The organism is Pseudooceanicola batsensis HTCC2597 (genome assembly GCF_000152725.1).
Taxonomy (GTDB): Bacteria; Pseudomonadota; Alphaproteobacteria; order Rhodobacterales; family Rhodobacteraceae; genus Pseudooceanicola; species Pseudooceanicola batsensis.
The window spans coordinates 2,251,680-2,270,163 of record NZ_CH724131.1; the positions used below are offsets into that span (position 1 = coordinate 2,251,680).

The 18,484-nt window shown below is 67.4% G+C and carries 16 protein-coding genes; 4 read left to right on the forward strand and 12 right to left on the reverse strand.

Annotated elements, in window-relative coordinates:
* From OB2597_RS14815 to OB2597_RS14825, 3 genes are all read right to left on the reverse strand, one after another.
* Entirely contained in the window at nucleotides 1-855 is an 855-nt protein-coding gene (locus tag OB2597_RS14815; RefSeq protein WP_009806408.1) for a C40 family peptidase, read from the reverse strand.
* Nucleotides 852-2,237: a leucyl aminopeptidase family protein gene (locus tag OB2597_RS14820; RefSeq protein WP_040609374.1), complete on the reverse strand. Its 1,386-nt coding sequence runs from the start codon at nucleotides 2,235-2,237 to the stop codon at nucleotides 852-854. The genes OB2597_RS14815 and OB2597_RS14820 overlap by 4 nt, the downstream gene beginning before the upstream one ends.
* Before the next feature lie 94 nt (nucleotides 2,238-2,331).
* Complete coding sequence (locus tag OB2597_RS14825) at nucleotides 2,332-2,703, reverse strand: hypothetical protein (protein WP_040609822.1); 372 nt, start codon at nucleotides 2,701-2,703, stop codon at nucleotides 2,332-2,334.
* Nucleotides 2,704-2,878: 175 nt separating this feature from the next.
* Between OB2597_RS14825 and OB2597_RS14830 the strand changes: the two genes are divergently transcribed.
* Nucleotides 2,879-3,529, forward strand: a complete 651-nt coding sequence (locus OB2597_RS14830) for a carbonic anhydrase (RefSeq protein ID WP_009806411.1) — start codon at nucleotides 2,879-2,881, stop codon at nucleotides 3,527-3,529.
* A gap of 3 nt (nucleotides 3,530-3,532) precedes the next feature.
* On the opposite strand, the gene OB2597_RS14835 is transcribed toward OB2597_RS14830, so the two are convergent.
* The gene (locus OB2597_RS14835) at nucleotides 3,533-5,170 is read right to left on the reverse strand and encodes a DUF4139 domain-containing protein (protein WP_009806412.1); all 1,638 of its coding nucleotides are present in this window, start codon (nucleotides 5,168-5,170) and stop codon (nucleotides 3,533-3,535) included.
* Nucleotides 5,171-5,339: 169 nt separating this feature from the next.
* On the opposite strand from OB2597_RS14835, the gene OB2597_RS21035 reads away from it, so the two are divergent.
* Nucleotides 5,340-6,857, forward strand: coding sequence for a DUF5818 domain-containing protein (locus OB2597_RS21035; RefSeq protein ID WP_009806413.1), 1,518 nt, complete (start codon nucleotides 5,340-5,342; stop codon nucleotides 6,855-6,857).
* 91 nt (nucleotides 6,858-6,948) lie between these two features.
* Here OB2597_RS21035 and OB2597_RS14845 read toward each other — a convergent pair whose 3' ends face one another.
* The 7 genes from OB2597_RS14845 to OB2597_RS14875 all read right to left on the reverse strand — a co-directional run bounded on the left by OB2597_RS14845 (nucleotide 6,949) and on the right by OB2597_RS14875 (nucleotide 15,866).
* Nucleotides 6,949-7,971, reverse strand: coding sequence for an aspartate-semialdehyde dehydrogenase (locus tag OB2597_RS14845; RefSeq protein WP_009806414.1), 1,023 nt, complete (start codon nucleotides 7,969-7,971; stop codon nucleotides 6,949-6,951).
* A gap of 96 nt (nucleotides 7,972-8,067) precedes the next feature.
* On the reverse strand, nucleotides 8,068-9,246 hold the full coding sequence (locus tag OB2597_RS14850) for an MFS transporter (protein WP_009806415.1): 1,179 nt from the start codon (nucleotides 9,244-9,246) through the stop codon (nucleotides 8,068-8,070).
* Nucleotides 9,247-9,574: 328 nt separating this feature from the next.
* On the reverse strand, nucleotides 9,575-11,161 hold the full coding sequence (locus OB2597_RS14855; RefSeq protein ID WP_009806416.1) for an ABC transporter ATP-binding protein: 1,587 nt from the start codon (nucleotides 11,159-11,161) through the stop codon (nucleotides 9,575-9,577).
* Nucleotides 11,158-12,039, reverse strand: a complete 882-nt coding sequence (locus tag OB2597_RS14860; protein ID WP_009806417.1) for an ABC transporter permease — start codon at nucleotides 12,037-12,039, stop codon at nucleotides 11,158-11,160. The genes OB2597_RS14855 and OB2597_RS14860 overlap by 4 nt, the downstream gene beginning before the upstream one ends.
* Nucleotides 12,036-12,983 carry an ABC transporter permease gene (locus OB2597_RS14865; RefSeq protein WP_009806418.1) on the reverse strand — a complete coding sequence of 316 codons (948 nt, stop codon included), beginning with the start codon at nucleotides 12,981-12,983 and terminating at the stop codon, nucleotides 12,036-12,038. Before OB2597_RS14865 ends, OB2597_RS14860 begins: the two co-directional genes overlap by 4 nt.
* An 88-nt stretch (nucleotides 12,984-13,071) precedes the next feature.
* Nucleotides 13,072-14,553, reverse strand: a complete 1,482-nt coding sequence (locus OB2597_RS14870) for an ABC transporter substrate-binding protein (protein WP_040609826.1) — start codon at nucleotides 14,551-14,553, stop codon at nucleotides 13,072-13,074.
* 23 nt (nucleotides 14,554-14,576) lie between these two features.
* Nucleotides 14,577-15,866, reverse strand: coding sequence for an acetylornithine deacetylase/succinyl-diaminopimelate desuccinylase family protein (locus OB2597_RS14875; RefSeq protein WP_009806420.1), 1,290 nt, complete (start codon nucleotides 15,864-15,866; stop codon nucleotides 14,577-14,579).
* Between the two features lie 78 nt (nucleotides 15,867-15,944).
* On the opposite strand from OB2597_RS14875, the gene OB2597_RS14880 reads away from it, so the two are divergent.
* The gene (locus OB2597_RS14880; protein WP_009806421.1) at nucleotides 15,945-16,490 is read left to right on the forward strand and encodes a LuxR family transcriptional regulator; all 546 of its coding nucleotides are present in this window, start codon (nucleotides 15,945-15,947) and stop codon (nucleotides 16,488-16,490) included.
* 92 nt (nucleotides 16,491-16,582) lie between these two features.
* Entirely contained in the window at nucleotides 16,583-17,677 is a 1,095-nt protein-coding gene (locus tag OB2597_RS14885) for a sensor histidine kinase (protein WP_040609376.1), read from the forward strand.
* 3 nt (nucleotides 17,678-17,680) lie between these two features.
* On the opposite strand, the gene rpe is transcribed toward OB2597_RS14885, so the two are convergent.
* The gene (gene rpe, locus OB2597_RS14890) at nucleotides 17,681-18,370 is read right to left on the reverse strand and encodes a ribulose-phosphate 3-epimerase (RefSeq protein ID WP_009806423.1); all 690 of its coding nucleotides are present in this window, start codon (nucleotides 18,368-18,370) and stop codon (nucleotides 17,681-17,683) included.
* Nucleotides 18,371-18,484 lie beyond the last annotated feature (114 nt).

Consider the following 18,484-nt stretch of genomic DNA (forward strand, 5'->3'; position numbering starts at 1 on the left):
TCAGCGCCGCAGCACGCGCCGCCGCCCGGTGACCGGGCCGTCGCTGGCCGCGATCCGCGCAATCGCCGCCTCCATGTCCTCGTAGGCCACCGCCATGTGATGCGCGTTGGCGTGAAGAATGCGGCCATCGCCCGCGACCAGCGCCACGTGCCCTTTCCAGAAGATGAGGTCGTTCCGCCGTGCCGGTGCGTCCCGATCCAGCGCCGTGCCCAGCCCGGCGGCCTGTTGGTCGCTGTCACCGGGGCAATCGTATCCGCAGGCGAGGAATGCCGCCTGGACCAGTCCCGAACAATCCGTCCCGAAGCCGCTGTTGCCGCCCCAGAGATAGGGCACGCCCAGGTAACGCTCGGCCTCCGCAACCGGGTCGGTCGCCGTTTCGGACAGAGCGGCCAGGGTCGGCATCGGGACGAACCCGGTGCCTTCGGGAAGCGATATCTCGCCCCAGTCGCAGTGGTCGCGATGAACACCGGCCACGGCGACACGGGCCCCGATCGGCAGGTATCCCGGCGCCGCGGCGCATTTCAGGGCGGGACGGTCGAACCGGTAGCTGGGGGATATGACGCGATGCGTCGGCGGCTCCATCCGGTCCGAGAGGAGGTCTTGCGCAATATAGCCGACGTAGCCATCCCGCTGAGCATGGCCGAACGCCCAGCCCTTCCTGAACTCCAGAACGTGGAAGCCCTCGCCAAAGGCGAGTTCGCGGTCCCGCCCCCCCTCGGGGCGGTCGAGGATCGGCGCCACGGGCGCGGAGACGTGGTACAGGTCCGGCGTGACGTACCGCTCCGCCACGGTCTGCCCCCGCAGGGAAACATCCGCCACCCGGCCGTTGGATTTCAGGACCCGGCGGTCGTTCACAGGTCCAGCAGCTCGGGCAGGGCGTCCAGCAGGGCCCGGGTGCCTTGGCCGACGCCGCCCTTGGGCCGCGCGGGCGCGGCGGCGGGCTGCCAGCCGTAGATGTCGAAATGGGTATACCTGGGCGCAGCCCCGGCGAAGCGGCGCAGGAACAGCGCGGCGGTGATGGAACCCGCGAACCCGCCCTTGGGTGCATTGTCCAGATCCGCCACCCCCGGCTCGATCATGGTCTCGTAGGGCGCGTGGAACGGCATCCGCCAGACCGGGTCCGCCACCCGGGCGGCCGCGCCGGCGATCGCCGCCGCCGCGGCGTCGTCATCGACGTAGAACGGCGCGATATCCGGCCCCACGGCGACCCGGGCCGCGCCGGTCAGCGTCGCCATCGAGACGGTCAGGTCGGACGGAGTCTCGGCCGCGTACGCCAGCGCATCCGCCAGCACCAGCCGCCCTTCGGCATCGGTATTGTTGATCTCGACCGTCAGGCCGTTGCGGGCCGTCAGGATATCCTGCGGCCGGAACGCGTCTCCTGCGATGGAGTTCTCGACGGCAGGCACGAGGACCCTCAACCGCAGCGGCAGCTCCAGCGCCATGATCATCCGCGCGAGCCCCAGGACGGCCGCGGCGCCGCCCATGTCCTTTTTCATGAGTCCCATCGAGACGGCGGGTTTGATGTTCAGCCCGCCCGTATCGAAACAGACGCCCTTGCCGACCAGCGTCAGCATCGGGCCGGCATCGCCCCATGCCAGGTCGAGAAGGCGGGGCGCGCGGGCGGAGGCCCGGCCGACCGCGTGGATCATGGGAAAGTTCTTCTTCAGAAGATCCTCGCCCGAAGTCACCTCGAAGCGCGCGCCGAACTCGGCCGCCAGCCCCGCCGCCGCATCCTCGAGCTGGTCCGGCCCCATGTCGCTGGCGGGCGTGTTGATCAGGTCCCGGGTCAGCGCCTCGCCGGCCGCGATCGCTTCGAGCCGGGACGCATCCACCCCCTCCGGCGCGACCAGCCGGGCCTTGGCGCCGGACTGGGCGCGGTAGCGATCGAAGGCATAACCCGCCAGCAGCCAGCCCAGGCATTCCTCGTCCAGCGTGGCGCCGTCCGGCCCGCCGACCAGCCGGTAAGAGCCTTCGGGGAGCGACGCCGCCGCGCCCGCAAGGGCGAAGCGTGTCCGCGCCCTCTGATCGGCGGTCCCGTAGCCGGCCACCGCCAGCACCGGTGCGCCGTTGCCGTCGGGGACCAGCAGCACCTCGCCCAGCCCGGCCCTGAATCCGGCCGCCTTGACCCATGTGCCGACCGTGCCGTTCTGGGACGCCGCCCAGTCCTCCAGATCGTCGCTGGCAACCACGTGCAGGGGCAGAGCGGTGTCCGGATCGGTGGCGAATTGCAGCGGCATGGGCATCTCCTGGCGTTTGCCCGGAAGCCTAGTTCTAATCCCGCAGCCCGCAAGGTCCATTCGCCTGTCGCGGGGACGAGAGGGCATCACACCGTCACCCCTGCATGTCCCAGACCTCCATCAGCGAGCGCTCACCGATACGCAGGAGCCGCGACAGCACCGCCGCGAGGGCCACCTCGTTTCCCGTGTCGATACATTCCGTCACGTCCCGCGAGACCCGGCAAAGACTGTTCATGCCCACCTGGTCCGCGATGCCCGCCAGCGACCGGGCGGCCTTGCGCATTTCCTCGTGACGGTCCTGCCGGTAGAGCCGTTCCGTCATCGAGAGGCGCAGGGCCAGTTCTTCCATTGCGCGGCAGACCACGTCTTCGGCCCCCGCCTCGCCCAGTTGTTCGTAGAGAACGCTCAACCGGTCCGGGTCCAGACGGACCGGTTCGTCCTGCGGCAGTATCTTCACGTCTTCCAAGAATCTCACCCCGATCCCGAATTCCAACGCGGCGATCTATGCAGAGCAGCCCTTCCCAAAACCTTTCCCGCCCCGTCTTTTCTGGCGAAAAATCGTCGCAAATTTGCTTCAACCTCGTCCCGGCGCGGTATAACACCGCTTCAGCGCGCCCGGACGCTTCAGGAAAGGACCCGACATGCATAATGCCAAGCCCCTCCCGAATTACCTCGTCCAGCGGTTCCACGGCTGGAAGGCGACGACGTTCGCGGACAACAAGGCATGGTACAAGCGCCTTGCTGATGAAGGTCAGCGCCCCCGTGCGATGGTCATCTCCTGCTGCGACAGCCGGGTGCATGTCACCGCCATCTTCGGCGCCGATCAGGGCGAATTCTTCATCCACCGCAACATCGCCAACCTGGTGCCTCCCTATGAACCCGATGGGAACCAGCACGGCACCTCGGCCGCGGTGGAATACGCGGTCACCGCGCTCAAGGTCGCCCACATCGTGATTGTCGGCCATTCGAGCTGCGGTGGTGTGCGCGGATGCCACGACATGTGCGCGGGCCACGCGCCCGAACTGGAGGAAAAATCCAGCTTCGTCGGCCGCTGGATGGACCTGCTCCGGCCGGGCTACGAGCGCGTCAAGCATATCGAGGACGAGGCCGAACGCGTCCGCGCCCTCGAGAAGGAGGCGGTGCTGACCTCGCTGCAGAACCTGATGACCTTCCCCTTCGTAGAGGCGGCGGTGAAGTCCGGCGACCTCTCCCTGCACGGGCTGTGGAACGACATCGGCGAAGGCGGGGTGGAACAGTATCTGCCGGCCGAAAACGCCTTCAAACCGATCTGAGGTCTAGCGCAGAACCTGGTCCTCGGGCCAGCGCAGGCGGTGCGTCAGCACGATCTCCGTATCCTCGCCCGGGGCCATGTCGAAACGCCATTCCAGGACGCCCCGGCGGCCCTCGACATCCGTCTCGGTCGGGGCGGGCCGGGCCTCCCAGGTTATGTCCAGATCCTCCTGTTCCGAATAGGGCACGCGGTCCCGCAGCCGCACGGTCCAGTCGCGCCCGGTCAGGTTCCGCAGCGTGATCTCGACCTCTTCGTCCTGTTCGTTCGACCGCGTGATGACGCCCCTGTCCCCCTGCTGGCGGTCGCGCACCACGCGTTCCAGCCGCAGCCCCTCGATCGGGCCGAAGGAAATCTCGGCATCGTCACCCTCCGCGATCAGGTCGAGGTGACGCTGCCCGACGAATGTCCCGTCGAGAAAGAACCGGGCGTCCCCGGTGCCCAGGATCAGCTCGCCCGAATTGTTCGTGAAACCGGCATTGAGAAAGGCGGTCCGATCCGCGAGCGGCACGGCGCGGGCGAAGATCTCGGGCTCGAGCGAGATCTCCCCCAGCGCAATCTTCACCGCATCCGCAGCGGTCGCGACGCTGACCGGATCGGGATAGCTGTAGGTGACCGAGAGCCCGTCGAAGCTGGCCGCGGCCTGCACCTCTTCGGCCACGGGGCTTGCCATGTCCTTCGTCGCCATCTCGGACGCCATGCTCGCCGACCCCCGAACGAGAGGTGCGGGCATCGGCGGCTGCCCAGGGTCGAAGATTTGACGCAGCCAGGGCCAGACCTCGCCCGGAACCTGCTGGCCCGAGGGCTGCACGGTCGAAAGCGTCAGCGCGATATCGGTCCAGTTGTCGCCGGTCGACTGCCGGACGTAGGCGCCCCTCCCGATCATCAGGTCGGGGGCCTCGCCGGTGGTCAGGCGCAGATCGTAGGTGGGCTGCCACGAGGCGGACCCGGTCGAATACGTCAACGTCATGGCGCCCTCGGCGGCCGTTTCGGCCTGCACCTCGATCGCCAGAAAGGCGCGGTCCTGCGCTTCGGTATCCAGCGCCTTCAGGGCCTGCTGCGCCTTTGCCAGGTCCTCCAGCGCGTCCTTGACGTCCTGTTCCGCCGCCCGTGCGCGGGTCTCGGCCGCCTGGACCGCGCGCCGGGCCTCCAGCCCCACTTCGCCGATAAGCGCCACGAGGTCGCGCAGCCGCTCGGGATCGGCCTGGGCCAGCCCGTCGGATTGGCCGATGCCGTCGAGAAACGCGATCCGCGCCCGCGCCGCATCCGCCTCGATCCGGATGGCGGCCACGGCGTCCCGCGCGGCCTCGACTGCACGCTCCCTTGCGCGAACCTCTTCGCGCGCGGCCTCCAAAGCGGCCGTTTCCGCGGGGTCCCGGGGCGGGACGTAATCGTCACGGTACCGGATCGGCCCCACGGTCAGACCGGGCGCGGCGACACGTAGCGCGGCGGGGTCGATGACCGGCATGTCCTGCACGAGGATGCGATGCCGCCCCGCGGGAACCGAGACGGTTGCGACCCGCGTGAGGGTCGCCCCCTGCGGAAAGACGGTTGCGGCGGTGACACGGCTGGAAACGACGAAATCCTCGGCGGCCAGCGGGCCGGGCAGGGCCAGTATCATCAGGGCGGCGGCGAACGGACGCATGTGAACCTCCTGGTCAGCGTGAGTCGCCCGACTGTCGCCAATGCCGGCCCAAAGGCCAAGTCACAAACGCTTTGAGGCCGCCCGGTGCCGATGCGAACGCCCCGGCACCGGGAACATCCGGCGCGGGCTCCCTGTTCTCGGACCGTACGCACCAGAACGGGAGGTCCAGATGTCCAACCCTTTCCACCCCAAGAGCGCCCTCCGGCTCGGCGCCGCGGCGCTGATCGCCACGGCCGGCCTCGCCACGGTAGCCTCGGCGCAGTCGCGTTGCGGCCAGAGCTACACGATCCAGCCGGGGGACACGCTCTATCGCGTCTCGCAACAATGCCGGGTGTCGCTTGCCCGGATTATGGACCTCAACCCCTCGCTTGGGGATCCGCGCGACATTTCCGTCGGAACGCGGCTCCAGCTCGTGTCGGGGGCCGGCCAAAACGGCGCCCCGCCCCGCGACCGGGGCGATCAGTACCGGGTCGAATCCGGCGACACGCTGGCCGAGGTCGCCGAACGCTTCGGCGTCTCGCTCTTCGAACTGATCAGCGAGAACGATGACGTGAATCCCTTTGCCCTCGCCGTGGGCGAACTGCTCGATATTCCCGGCGACGGCCCCGCGGCCTCGATCGGGCTGAGCACCGACAACGGTCCGCCGGGCAGCCGTGTCACGATCGACGCGCGCAATCTCCGACCCTCGGACTACGTCACCATCGGCGTGGGGCCGCAGGCATCGGAATGGGAGGCCCTCCGCGAGGCGCGCGTGGATGGCGACGGTCGTCTTTCGGCCGACCTCCGCGTTCCCGAATGGTCCGAACCGGGCGACGATCTGATCTTCGTCGTCGACACCGACCGCGGCCTGACCCTGAAGTCCGGCGTGTTCGATGTCACACGCTCGGAACCGCTGCCCCGCACCGTGACGCTCGAGGGGCGGGTCGATGAAGGGACCGAATGTCCGGTCCTGCGCACCCGCGACGGCGACCGCTATGCCCTCACTTCGCGCAGTGTCGGCATCACCCCGGGTGAATACGTCCGCATCGAGGGCCGCCGCGCCGACATGGCCTTCTGCATGAACGGCGTCGATACGGTGCGGGTCACCGAGATCGAGGAAGTCGCGCCGCCCCGCGACGACGCCGGCGAGAGCGACGGCATGCGCGTCGAGGGCCGCGTGCGCGATGGCGTCGAATGTCCGCTGCTCGTCACCCCCGACGGCGACCACTATGCGCTGGCCTCGGATCGCGGTGTCACGGTCGGCGAATACGTCGAGGTCCGCGGCACGCGGGCCGAGATGTCCTTCTGTCAGCAGGGCCAGGCCACGATCACGGTGGACAGCATCCGCGAGGTCTCTCCGCCTGCGCGCGACCGCGATCCCGACCGCGACGGCGGCATCCGCCTCGACGCGGCCTACCTGGCCGGTCCCTGGGCCGCGAAGGGCGGCGATTGCAGCCGGCCCGACTTCGACATCACGCGCACCGGATCGAGCGGGCTGGTCATCGAGACCTCGCTCGACGGGGCGCCGCGCACCGGCTACGTCGCGCTCGGCGACGACCCGGCGTTCATCTTCGACCAGCCGCGCCGTGAATTCCCGCTCGAGAGCCGCGGACCGGACGGCGTGGCGGTGATGGCGCCCGATCAGGGCGCCGTCAGCCTCGGCGGCCGGACCATCCGGGGCGACGGCCGGGTCTTCATCCAGTGCTAGTCTGAGACGGGAGCCATGATGAAAAAGGCCCCCGTCACGCGGCGGGGGCCTTTGCTGTATCGAGCGAAGCCGCGGTCGCGGCGGGCCGGTGTCAGCCCTTCTTCAGCACCCGGTTGCCCAGCGTCTCGGCGATCTGCACCGCGTTCAGCGCCGCGCCCTTGCGCAGGTTGTCGGAGACCACCCAGATGTTCAGGCCGTTGTCGATGGTCGGATCCTGACGGATGCGCGAGATGAAGGTGGCATAGTCGCCAACGCATTCGATCGGCGTGACGTAGCCGCCGTCCTCGCGCTTGTCGATCACCATGCAACCCGGCGCCTCGCGCAGGATGTCGCGGGCCTCGTCCTCGTCGATGAAATCCTCGAACTCGACATTCACCGCCTCGGCATGGCCGACGAAGACCGGCACCCGCACGCAGGTCGCGGTCACCTTGATCGACGAGTCCACGATCTTCTTGGTCTCGACGACCATCTTCCACTCTTCCTTGGTCGACCCGTCCTCCATGAAGACGTCGATATGCGGAATGACGTTGAATGCGATCTGCTTCTGGAACTTGTTCGGCTCGACATCGTCGGTCGGGTTGTAGATGGCCTTGGTCTGATCCCAGAGCTCGTCCATCCCCTCCTTGCCCGCGCCGGAGACCGACTGATAGGTCGAGACCACCACGCGCTTGATCCGGGCGCGGTCATGCAGAGGCTTCAGCGCCACGACCATCTGCGCGGTCGAACAGTTCGGGTTGGCGATGATGTTCTTCTTGGCATAACCCTCGACCGCCTCGGGGTTGCACTCGGGCACCACCAGCGGCACGTCCGGGTCGTAGCGGTAGAGCGAGGAGTTGTCGATGACGACACAACCCGCTGCCGCGGCCTTGGGCGCGAATTCCTTCGTCGGGCCCGAGCCGATGGCGAAGAGCGCCATGTCCCAGCCGGTGAAATCGAAAGTGGCGAGATCCTGGGTCTTCAGGGTCTTGTCGCCAAAGCTGACCTCGGTCCCGAGCGACCGGCGCGAGGCGAGCACGGCGATCTCGTCCACCGGGAACTGGCGTTCCGCGAGGATGTTCAGCATTTCGCGGCCCACGTTGCCCGTGGCGCCCGCGACGACGACTTTATAGCCCATCTGGAAAACTCCTTTCACGTCGGGTCGCGGGCGTATACCGCAGCCGCGACCCGGTGCAAAGCGTAATGCGGTGATGCGCCGGATCAAGGGACCGGATCAGTCGGTCCTGTCTTTGACGAACAGATAGACGGCCAGACCGGCCCCCAGCGTGACGGCGTAGTAGAAGAAGATCGGGGTGAAGGCTTCCCACGGCAGGTCGGCCCGCAGCGCGGCGGCATCGTAGATCCGCCCCGTGATTACCTGCCCCACGCCGGCCCCGCCGATGCCGCACAGATTGATCAGCGTCACGCCGCGCCCCACCAGGTGCGGCGGAAAGAACGCGCGCCCATGCGCCATGATCATCGGGTAGTTGCTCAGCGCGAATCCGACGCCGCAGAACAGCAGCACGGCCAGCCAGAAGTGTTCGGGCACCACCAGCGTCAGGACGATGCAGATCGCGAGCGAGGCACCGATGCCGAAGACGTTGACCCACTTCCGCGTCCCCAGGATCCGATCCGCCGGCCCGTAGACCAGCGACCCGAGGATCATGGCGCTTCCCATGATGAGGGTCACGATACCGATCCGGGTGGCGTCAGACCCGAAGACCTCGGCGAAATAGGGCCCGGCCCAGAGGCCCCGGAGGCCGCCAGCGGGCGCATAGGCGACCAGCATCATGAAGTAGATCGGCCAGACCGCCCGGATCCTGAGCACATCCAGAAGACTGCCCGTCGGGCCGCCCTCGAGCGGCGGCGGGTCGATCACCCACCGCTGCAGGCCCAGTGCGATCAGCACGCAGAGCGCGCCCATGACGAACATCGAACCCCGCCAGCCGATCGCCTCGACCGCCAGGGCCATGGGCAGAGATCCCGCCAGGTTCCCCGACTGCCCGACCGCGAGGATCAGGGCGGCCAGCGTGGCGAATCTGGCGGCCGGGAAGACCCGCGCCAGAATGTAGTAGGACGCCATCAGCACCGGGGAACAGCCGACCCCGATCAACCCCATGGCCACGGTGATGTGCCAGGGCGCCTGTGCCAGCGCGAAGACGAGGGACCCGCCGCCGCCGCCCAGCAGCAAAAGGGACACCGCCGTGCGCCGCGGCCCGATCCGGTCCAGCGCCGCGCCCACGGGGATCTGCATCGCGGCAAAGGTCAGGAACCACATTCCCGCCGCCAGCGACAGATCCGCCGGGTCGGCGCCGATGTCGCGGTTCAGCACATTGGTGAGGACCGGCAGGAACGACCGGAAGAACTGCGACAGAACGTAGCCCGCCACCAGAAGGACGAAATCGAACCGCATGTCAGGAAGCCGCGTACGGCGGACGCCATGCTGGGGCGCCGGCCCGCGCGCACCCGGGTCCGAAGCGGGCGATCCCCTCGCCGAAGCCCTGCGCCACCGGCTCGGCGGCGGTCTTGATCCCGAGTCTCATGCTTGCTCTCCTCCCTCACGTCTGCGTGACGTACTGCGCTCTGCCCGGAAATGGCAAGCCGGACCGGGGCGCCTGTCCCGCCAATGCCCGATTGCATTTCTGTCGGTACGCCGGGTCCGGCCCGCTTTCCGCCGCCCGATGAGAGCGTGGAGCACTCGGGTCAGAGGCCGCCCGTGCGGATCGGTTCAGGGTCCTGCGTCACGCGATCTCGGGCAGATCCGGCGCGGCGGCGATGAGCTGCCGGGTATAGGGGTGCTGCGGATCCGAAAAGACCCGTTCGGTGGGGCCCTGTTCCACGATCTCGCCCGCCTTCATCACCAGACAACGGTCGGTGATCACGCGCACCACGCTCAGGTCATGGGAGATGAAGAGGTAACTCAGCCCGAACCGTCTGCCCAGATCGGCCAGCAGGTCGAGGATCTGCGCGCGAACCTGCACGTCCAGCGCCGAAACCGCTTCGTCCAGCAGGATCAGCTCCGGCTTGATGATCAGCGCCCGCGCGATGGCGATGCGCTGCCGCTGTCCGCCCGAGAATTCGTGGATGAACTTGTACCGGTCCGAAGCCGCGAGCCCCACCGAGGTCAGCGCCTCGGCGATGGCCGCATCCCGCGCCTCGCCCCGGGGCGGCGCATCGAGCAGGTGAAACGGTTCGCAGATCAGCCGGTCGACCCGGTGGCGCGGATTGAACGAGCCATAGGGATCCTGAAAGACCACCTGCATCCGGCGCCGCACCGCACGGTTCGGCGCGTGACCGGTGAAGACCGGCTCTCCGTCCAGCAGGATCTCGCCGTCCTGCACCTCTTCCAGCCCCAGGATCGCACGGGTCAGCGTGGACTTGCCGCAGCCGGATTCCCCCACAAGCCCGAGGCTCTCGCCCCTCTTCAGATCGAAGGAGACACCCCTGACGGCTTCCACCCGCCCCGGCGCCCCGAACAGGGTATTGCGTGGCAGGGTGTAGGTCCGCACGACATCGCGGACGCGCAGCAGGGGGGCCTCCTCGGTGTGAGCCTGCCTGTCGGGCGCATGGGTCGACGCCTCGAGCAGCGAGATCGAATAGGGATGCCTGAGCTGCCCGAAGATCGCCGGACAGGTACCGCGCTCGACCACCTCGCCATGCCGCATGATGACGATCTCGTCCGCCATGTCGGCCACGACCGCAAGGTCATGCGAGATCATCAGCATCCCCATCCCGTCCTCGCGCACAAGCCGTTTGAGCAGGTCTAGGATCTGCGCCTGCGTCGTTACGTCCAGCGCGGTCGTGGGTTCATCGGCGATCAGCAGGCTGGGGCGAAGGGCGATGGCCATGGCGATCACCACCCTCTGCCGCTGCCCGCCCGAGAGCTCGTGCGGGTAGCGGGTCAACGGAAACCGGTCCTCGGGCAGTTCGACGCGGTTCAGCGCCTCGCGCGCGCGCATCATCGCCTCGGATTTCGACGCGCGTTCGTGTATCAGGATCGTCTCGGCCACCTGGTCGCCGATGGTCCGGATCGGGTTCAGCGCGGTCATCGGCTCCTGGAAGACCATGCCGACCTCGTTGCCGCGCAACCTGCAGAGCTGAGCCTCCGGCAACGCCAGCATGTCATGGCCCGAGAGCATCACCGACCCGTGCGCCCTCGCCCCGTCGGGCAGAAGCTGCATGACCGAAAAGGCCGTCATCGATTTGCCTGACCCGCTTTCGCCGATCACGCCCACGATCTGCCCCGGATCGACCGAAAGCGATACGTCCCGCAGGATCGTGTGGCGGCCGATCTCCAGCGACAGGCCCTCGATCGACAGCAGGCTCATGTCCGCCCCCTGAGCTTCGGATCGAAGAGGTCGCGCAAGCCATCGCCCATCAGGTTCAGCCCCAGCACGGTCAGCAGGATGGCCAGCCCCGGGAACAGCGCCATGTGCGGCGCGAAGGAGATCATCGTCTGCGATTCCGCGAGCATCCGGCCCCAGGACGGCGTCGGCGGCTGCGCCCCGAGCCCGACGTAGGAAAGCCCCGCCTCGGCCAGGATACCGAGCGAGAACTGGATGGTTCCCTGAACGATCAGCAGGTTTGTCACGTTCGGCAGGATATGCTCGACCGAAATCCGCGCGGCCCCCTTGCCCGCGACCCGCGCCGCCAGGATGTAGTCCCGCTGCCAGAGCGTCAGCGCGCCCGACCGGGTCAGCCGCGCGAAGACCGGGATGTTGAAGATGCCGATGGCGATGATCGCGTTCACGGCCGAGGGGCCGAAGGTCGCCGTGATCAGGATCGCGATCACCAGCGAGGGGAAGGCGAAGACCAGGTCGTTCGCCCGCATGATCACCTCGTCCAGCAGCGACCCCTTGCGCGCCGCCGCCAAAAGGCCGAGCGGCACACCGAAGATCATGCCGATCCCCACGGCGACCACCGCCACCGCGATCGAGACCCGCGCCCCCACCATGATCATCGACAGGATGTCGCGGCCGAAGTGATCGGTGCCCAGCGGATTCCGCCATGACGGTGGCTTGATCTTGTTGGCGATGTCCAGGCCCGTGACCTCGTAGGGTGTCCAGAGGAAGGACAGGACCGCTGCCAGAACGAAGACCAGCGTCAGCAGCGCGCCCACCACCAGGTTGCGCGACCGCAGCGCCCGCCCCCAGAGGCGGACCGGCGCCCCCTGGGGCGGCAGGCTGTCGGCGCGCAGATCGGTCATGCGCGGTGCCTCAGTCGCGGATCGACCAGAGCATAGGCGATCTCGACCAGGAAGTTCACCAGGATCACGGCGAAGACGAGAAGCATCACCACCGACTCCACCACGATCATGTCGCGGGCCGAGATGGCCTGGAAGATCAGCCGCCCCAGCCCCGGCAGGTAGAAGACGTTCTCGATGATGATGCCGCCCGCCAGCAGGAACGAGAACTGGAGCCCGATGATCGTCAGCACGGGGATCAGCGCATTGCGCAGCGCATGCCGCCAGAGCGCCTGGCGGCGGCTCAGCCCCTTGGCGCGGGCGGTGCGCACGAAATCCTCGGACAGGGTATCCAGAAGCGCCGACCGCATCACCCGCGCCAGGATCGAGGCCTGGGGCAGCGCGAGCGCAATGGCCGGCAGTGTCAGCGACTTGATCGAGAGCCAGAAGCCCTCGTCCCAGCCCGGGAACCCGCCGGCCGAGAACCACTGGAGGTTGATGGCGAAAACCACGACCAGAAGCATCGCGAACCAGAAATTCGGGATCGCCACGCCGAGCTGAGTGGTGCCCATCACGCCCACATCCGCCGCCGAACCGCGCCGCGAGGCGGCCCAGATGCCGGCGGGAAAGGCGATGAGGGTAGACAGCAACAGCGCGTAGATCGCGAGAGGCAGGGAGATCCAGAGCCGGTCGGCGATCATTCCGGCCACCGGCGTTCGGTAAGTGTAGGACGTGCCGAAGTCGCCGGTCAGCATGCCGCCGACCCAGGACACGTACCGCTCCCACAGGGTGCCGTTCAGCCCGAGCTGATCCCGCAGCGCCGCGAGCGTGTCTTCCTGGGCGTTGACGCCCAGCATGAAGGCCGCCGGATCGCCCGGCAGGATCTCGATGGCGAGGAAAATCACCACCGAGGCCACGGCGAGGCTGATCGCCAGCGAAAGAAGACGGGTCAGGGTATAGCGGAGCATTCGGGACCGTCGGCAAGGGTGCGTGAGATCACGCACCCTATGGGTTGCGCGGCGTGGGGTGCGTGCTTGCACGCACCGCCACGAAGAGTCACTCGGCCCAGTGAACCGCAGTCATGTCCGCCGCCTGCGTCGGAGCATTCTCCCAGAGCCCCTCGACACCTGTCTTGGCCACGGTCAGCAGAGGCAGCTGGAACAGATAGGCGTTGACGTAGTCCTCGGCGATCGTGGTCTGCGCCTGCCGGAACATCTCGGAGCGCTTGTCGGGATCGCTCTCGACGCCGACCTCCTCCATCAGCTTCTGGAACTCGGCGTTGTCGTACTGGAAGTAGTAGTCCGGCCGGGCATAGATATTGATGTCGAGCGGCTCGGTATGGCTGATCACGGTCAGGCCATAGTCGTAGCCCCGGAAGGTCGCCTCCAGCCATTGCGCCCATTCCACGTTCTCGATCTCGGCCTCGATGCCGACCTGGCGCAGCTGGGCCGCGATGATCTCGCCGCCGCGGCGCGCATAGGACGGCGGCGGCAGCGTCATCTTGAGCTGCAGCGGCAGCGACACCCCGGCCTCTTCCAGCAGCGTCCGCGCTTTCTCGGGGTCATGCTGCGACATCTCCGTCAGATCGACGTAATCCGGGTGATGCGGCGCGAAATGGGTGCCGATCGGCGTGCCGTAGCCGAACTGCGCCCCGTCGATGATCTCATGACGGTTGACCGCGTGGGCGATGGCCTGGCGCACGCGGACGTCATCCAGCGGCGGCAGCTTGTTGTTGATGGCGAGGATGGTCTCGCCCTCGGTCGAGCCCACCAGGACCTTGAACCGGGGGTCCGCATCGAACTGCGGCAGGTTCTCGGGTGCCGGGAAGGCCGGGAAGACGTCGAGATCCTCGGCCATCATCGCCGCGAAGGCGGCGGTCGGATCGCTGATGAACTTGAAGGTCACCGCGTCCAGCATCGCCGGCTCGCCCCAGTATTCCGGGTTCTTCGTCAGTTCGATCCGGTCGCCCTGCACCCAGTTGTCGAACATGAAGGCGCCGGTTCCGATCGGTGTGGTCTTGATGTTCTCGATGCTTTCGGGCGCCACGATCACCGCATCGCCCCAGGCCAGGTTGAACAGGAAGTTCCCGTCCGGGTTCTTCAGCGTCACCGTCACCGTCGCCGGATCGGTCGCTTCGACCGACTCGATCCCGGAAAAGAGCGCCTTCTGCGCGTTCACGCTGTCCTCGGCCCGGGCGCGGTCGAGCGAGAACTTGACGTCCTCGCTGTCCATCGTGGTGCCGTCATGGAACTTGACCCCTTCGGCGAGGTGGAAGGTATAGGTCAGCCCGTCGTCCGAGATTTCCCACTCGCGCGCCAGGCCGGGCCCGACCGATCCGTCGGGTCCGAACCGGGTCAGTCCCTCGAACACGTTCGAATACAGCACCGAATCGATGGCCCCGGCCGCGGCCGAGGTCGGATCCAGATGCGGCGGTTCCAGCTGCTGCCCGATGGTCATGTCGGACTGCTGCGCCACGGCCAGCGTGGCCGTCAGGGCGAACGCCCCGGCGAGGCCCAAGGCAAAAGGCTTGTTGGTCATCATCACTCCCTGTCTCCCCTTGGTCAGGGGTTATCCGGAGGCCCGAGCAGGGATAGCAGACTGAGCGCCATAACCTGAGCAGAGGCCACCATGTCATCCACGCCGACATATTCGTCCGGTTTATGCGCGAGGTCCAGAATTCCCGGACCATAGGCCACGCAATTTTTCAGCCTGCCGATGCGGTCGATATGCTTCTGGTCGTAGGTTCCGGGAGATACCACGTAATCGGGCTCTTTTCCGAGTGTCGCGCGAATGGCCTCGGTGACGGTCGTGACCACGGGCGCGTCCCTCTCGGTCATCGTGGGCAAAACCCTGTGCATCTCTCTGATATCGTACGAGAAACCATCGCGCCGCGCTTTCACGCGCTCCAGCACGTCGTTCAGCTCCTGCTGGACCTCGTCGATTTTCTCTTCGATCAGAAAGCGGCGATCGATCACCATGCGGGCGCTGTCGGGAACCACAGGACTGGGAAGACCGGTGGAATCCTTCGCGATCTCCTCCTGGCCGCCGTGAAGCGAGTTGATGTTCAGGGTCGACTGTTTCGCCCCATCCGGCACGACGGGCATATCGGTCCGCTTGCGGGCCAGCGCGGGAAACAGCGTCTCCTCCATTTCGTGCAGGACAGCGCCCATGTGGCGCACTGCGCAGTCCCCGAGGAACGGCATCGACCCATGGGCGATCTCGCCATATGTCTCGATCTCGGCCCACCAGACCCCGCGATGACCGAGGCAGATGCGGTCGACATTCAGCGGCTCGGGGATGATCACGTGGTCGACCCGCGCGAAATGCCCCTGCTCGGCCAGATAGGCCACCCCGCCAAAGCCGCCCGATTCCTCGTCGGCCGTGCCGCTGATCTCGATCACGCCTTCCCAGTCCGGCACGACCGCCAGAAAGGCTTCGGCCGCGACGATCGAGGCGGCGAGTCCCCCCTTCATGTCGCAGGCGCCGCGACCGTAGACCTTGCCGTCCCGCTCCAGACCGCCGAACGGATCGACCGTCCAGCCGCGACCGACGTCGACGACGTCGATGTGCGAATTGAAATGAACGCATTGCCCCGGTCGCGCCCCTTCGCGCCGCGCCACGATGTTCCACCGCGGATATCGGTCGCTGTCCCCCGGCGCACCCTTGGCCCGGATCAGCTGCGTGTGGAACCCCGCCCGCAGCAGCCGGAGATCGAGGAAATCGCAGATCTCGCGATAATTGTCCCCCGGGGGGTTCAGCGTCGGGATGCGGATCAGCTCCTGCGTCAGGGTCACGAGGTCGCCGCGCCGCGCCTCGATTTCGGTCGCCAGCCGGCTCTGCAAGTTCGTCATCTCTGCCCTGTCTACCATCGTGACAGGATGCGGCGGAGTGTCTACGGTCTCAATACCGTAGATCTACGGGAGCCCGCCTTGGACGACTTCACCAGCCTCGCCTTCGATCACGCCCCGCTCGGCATCGTGATGACCGAGGCGCGCGTCATACGCAGCTGCAACCGCACCTTCGGCGAAATGACGGGCCACGACCCCTCGGGCCTGCCCGGCCAAAGCTTCCGGATGTTCTACGACAGCGCCCGGGCCTTCCGGAACATCCGCGACATCGGCCTGCATGTCCTGCGCTCCGGGGCCATCTACAGCGACGAACGACTGTTGCTGCACGCCAGCGGCCGCGCGCTGCTGGTGCGGTTCCGCGCGCGCACTCTGGCCCCGGACGACCCGCTTTCCCGTCTGGTCATGACTTTCGCTGCGCTGCGCGACGATCAGCCCGACCGCGTTCTGACACCCCGCGAACGCACCGTCGTCGCCGGCCTCGCGCGGGGCCAGACCAGCAAGGAAATCGCGCGCGACCTCGGACTGTCTCCCCGCACGATCGAGGACGTTCGCGCCCGGCTTCTGCGCCGGTACGAGGCGCGGAACGCCGCCGAGCTGCTCACCCGGCTCGCGGGGCCCGCCTTCTGACGCGGCAGGGCCCTTCGCCAAGGGGAACACACACTATTGTTGTTCGCGGAAATTCATGCATATTCGTCGCTCCTGAAAAACGGGGCGGGAAGATGAGGGCAGACCTACCCACAGACCAGATCGATCGCTTGCACGATCTTCGCGAACTGGACGTGCTGGACACGGAACCGGAGGCCGAGTTCGACGACGTGGTGCAGCTGGCCTCGAAGATCTGCGGCGTGCCCATTTCCCTGATTTCCCTGGTCGATGCAGAGCGTCAGTGGTTCAAGGCGAGCGTCGGGATGGACGAACCCCAGACCCCGGTGGAACAGGCGATCTGCGCCCATGCCATCCTCGAGGACGACTATCTCGAGATCGGCGACACACGGCTGGACCCCAGGACCGCCGACAATGCGCTGGTCCGCGGCCCCGAAGACCTGCGGTTCTACGCCGGCGCGGTACTCCGCAGTGACCGTGGGCACGCCCTGGGCACGCTCTGCGTCCTCGACAACAAACCGAACCGGCTGACGGATCTTCAGCGTGAGGCCCTGCGCGTGCTGGCCCGGCAGGTGGTGGCCCAGCTTGAACTGCGCCGCGCCCTGCGCGAGGCCGAGGTCCTGCGCCGCGAGGTGGACCACCGCGTGAAGAACTCGCTCCAGTCGGTCTCGGCACTGACGCGGATGCAGGCCCGCTCCGCCACCTCCGAGGAGACCCGCGAAGCGCTCGACCTGACGGGCCGGCGGATCGAGACGGTCGCCCTCCTGCACCAGCACCTCTATTGCGCAAGCGCGGACGGCGCCGTCGATCTCGCGGATGTCGTGCCGCGTGTCGCCCGGCTTCTTCAACAGTCGATGCCCGCCGGCATCCGGATCGAGACCGAAGTGACCCGCGTTTCGCTGTCCGCGGCCCATGCCGCCGCGGTAGGGGTCATTCTGAACGAATTCGCGACGAACTCTGCCAAGCACGCGTTCGAAGCCGGGGGGCAGGGCCTGATCCGCTTCGTCATCGACCGCGACGGCGAGGATCACGTGATCCTCACCTGCAGCGACAACGGTCGGGGCATGTCCTCGACCTCGCCCCGGCGCGGGGGCCTCGGCCTCCGGATCATCGAAGCATCGGCCCAGCAGCTCGGCGGCCCCGCCCGGATCGAGAGCGACGAACGGGGCACGGTCACCACCATCCGGATCGCACTTTCGGACGAGAACTGAGCCTCAGACCAGCGTGTCGCAGGAGGTCCGGATCGCCCGGATGTTGGCTCCGTAGGGGGCCGGGTCATCCACCGACCCGCCCTTGAACACGGCCGAGCCCGCCACCAGCACATCCGCCCCGACCTCGCGCATCAGCGGCGCGGTGGCGGGGGTGATGCCGCCGTCGATCTCGATATGGATGGGCCGGTCGCCGATCATTTCCCGCAGCTGGCGCACCTTGTCGATCTGCGAGTGAATGAAGGACTGGCCGCCGAATCCGGGGTTCACCGTCATCACGCAGACAAGGTCGGTCAGGTCGAGAAGATGGCGCACCGCCTCGGCCGGCGTCGCCGGGTTCAGGGCGACGCCGGCCTTCATGCCCGCGCCCTTGATCGCCTGCAGCGTGCGATGGATATGCGGCCCGGCCTCGACATGCGCGGTCAGCACATCGGCCCCGGCATCAGCGAAGGCCTCGATATAGGGATCGACCGGCGCGATCATCAGATGCACGTCCATCACGGTCCGGACGTGTTTGCGGATCGCCTTCACCAGCGGCGGCCCGAAGGTCAGATTGGGCACGAAATGCCCGTCCATCACGTCGACGTGGATCCAGTCTGCCCCCTGCGCCTCGACCGCATCGATCTCGGCGCCGAAGTTGGCAAAATCTGCGGAGAGGATCGACGGCGCGATCTTGAGATTGCGATCGAATGACATGGCATGCCCCCATTGCTGCTGCCCGCCCAGATAAGCGCTTCCGCTCCGGAGCGGAACCGCCGTGCTTCATCTTGCCGCAAATACTCCCGCCGGAGGCCGCGGCCGCGCCGCGCC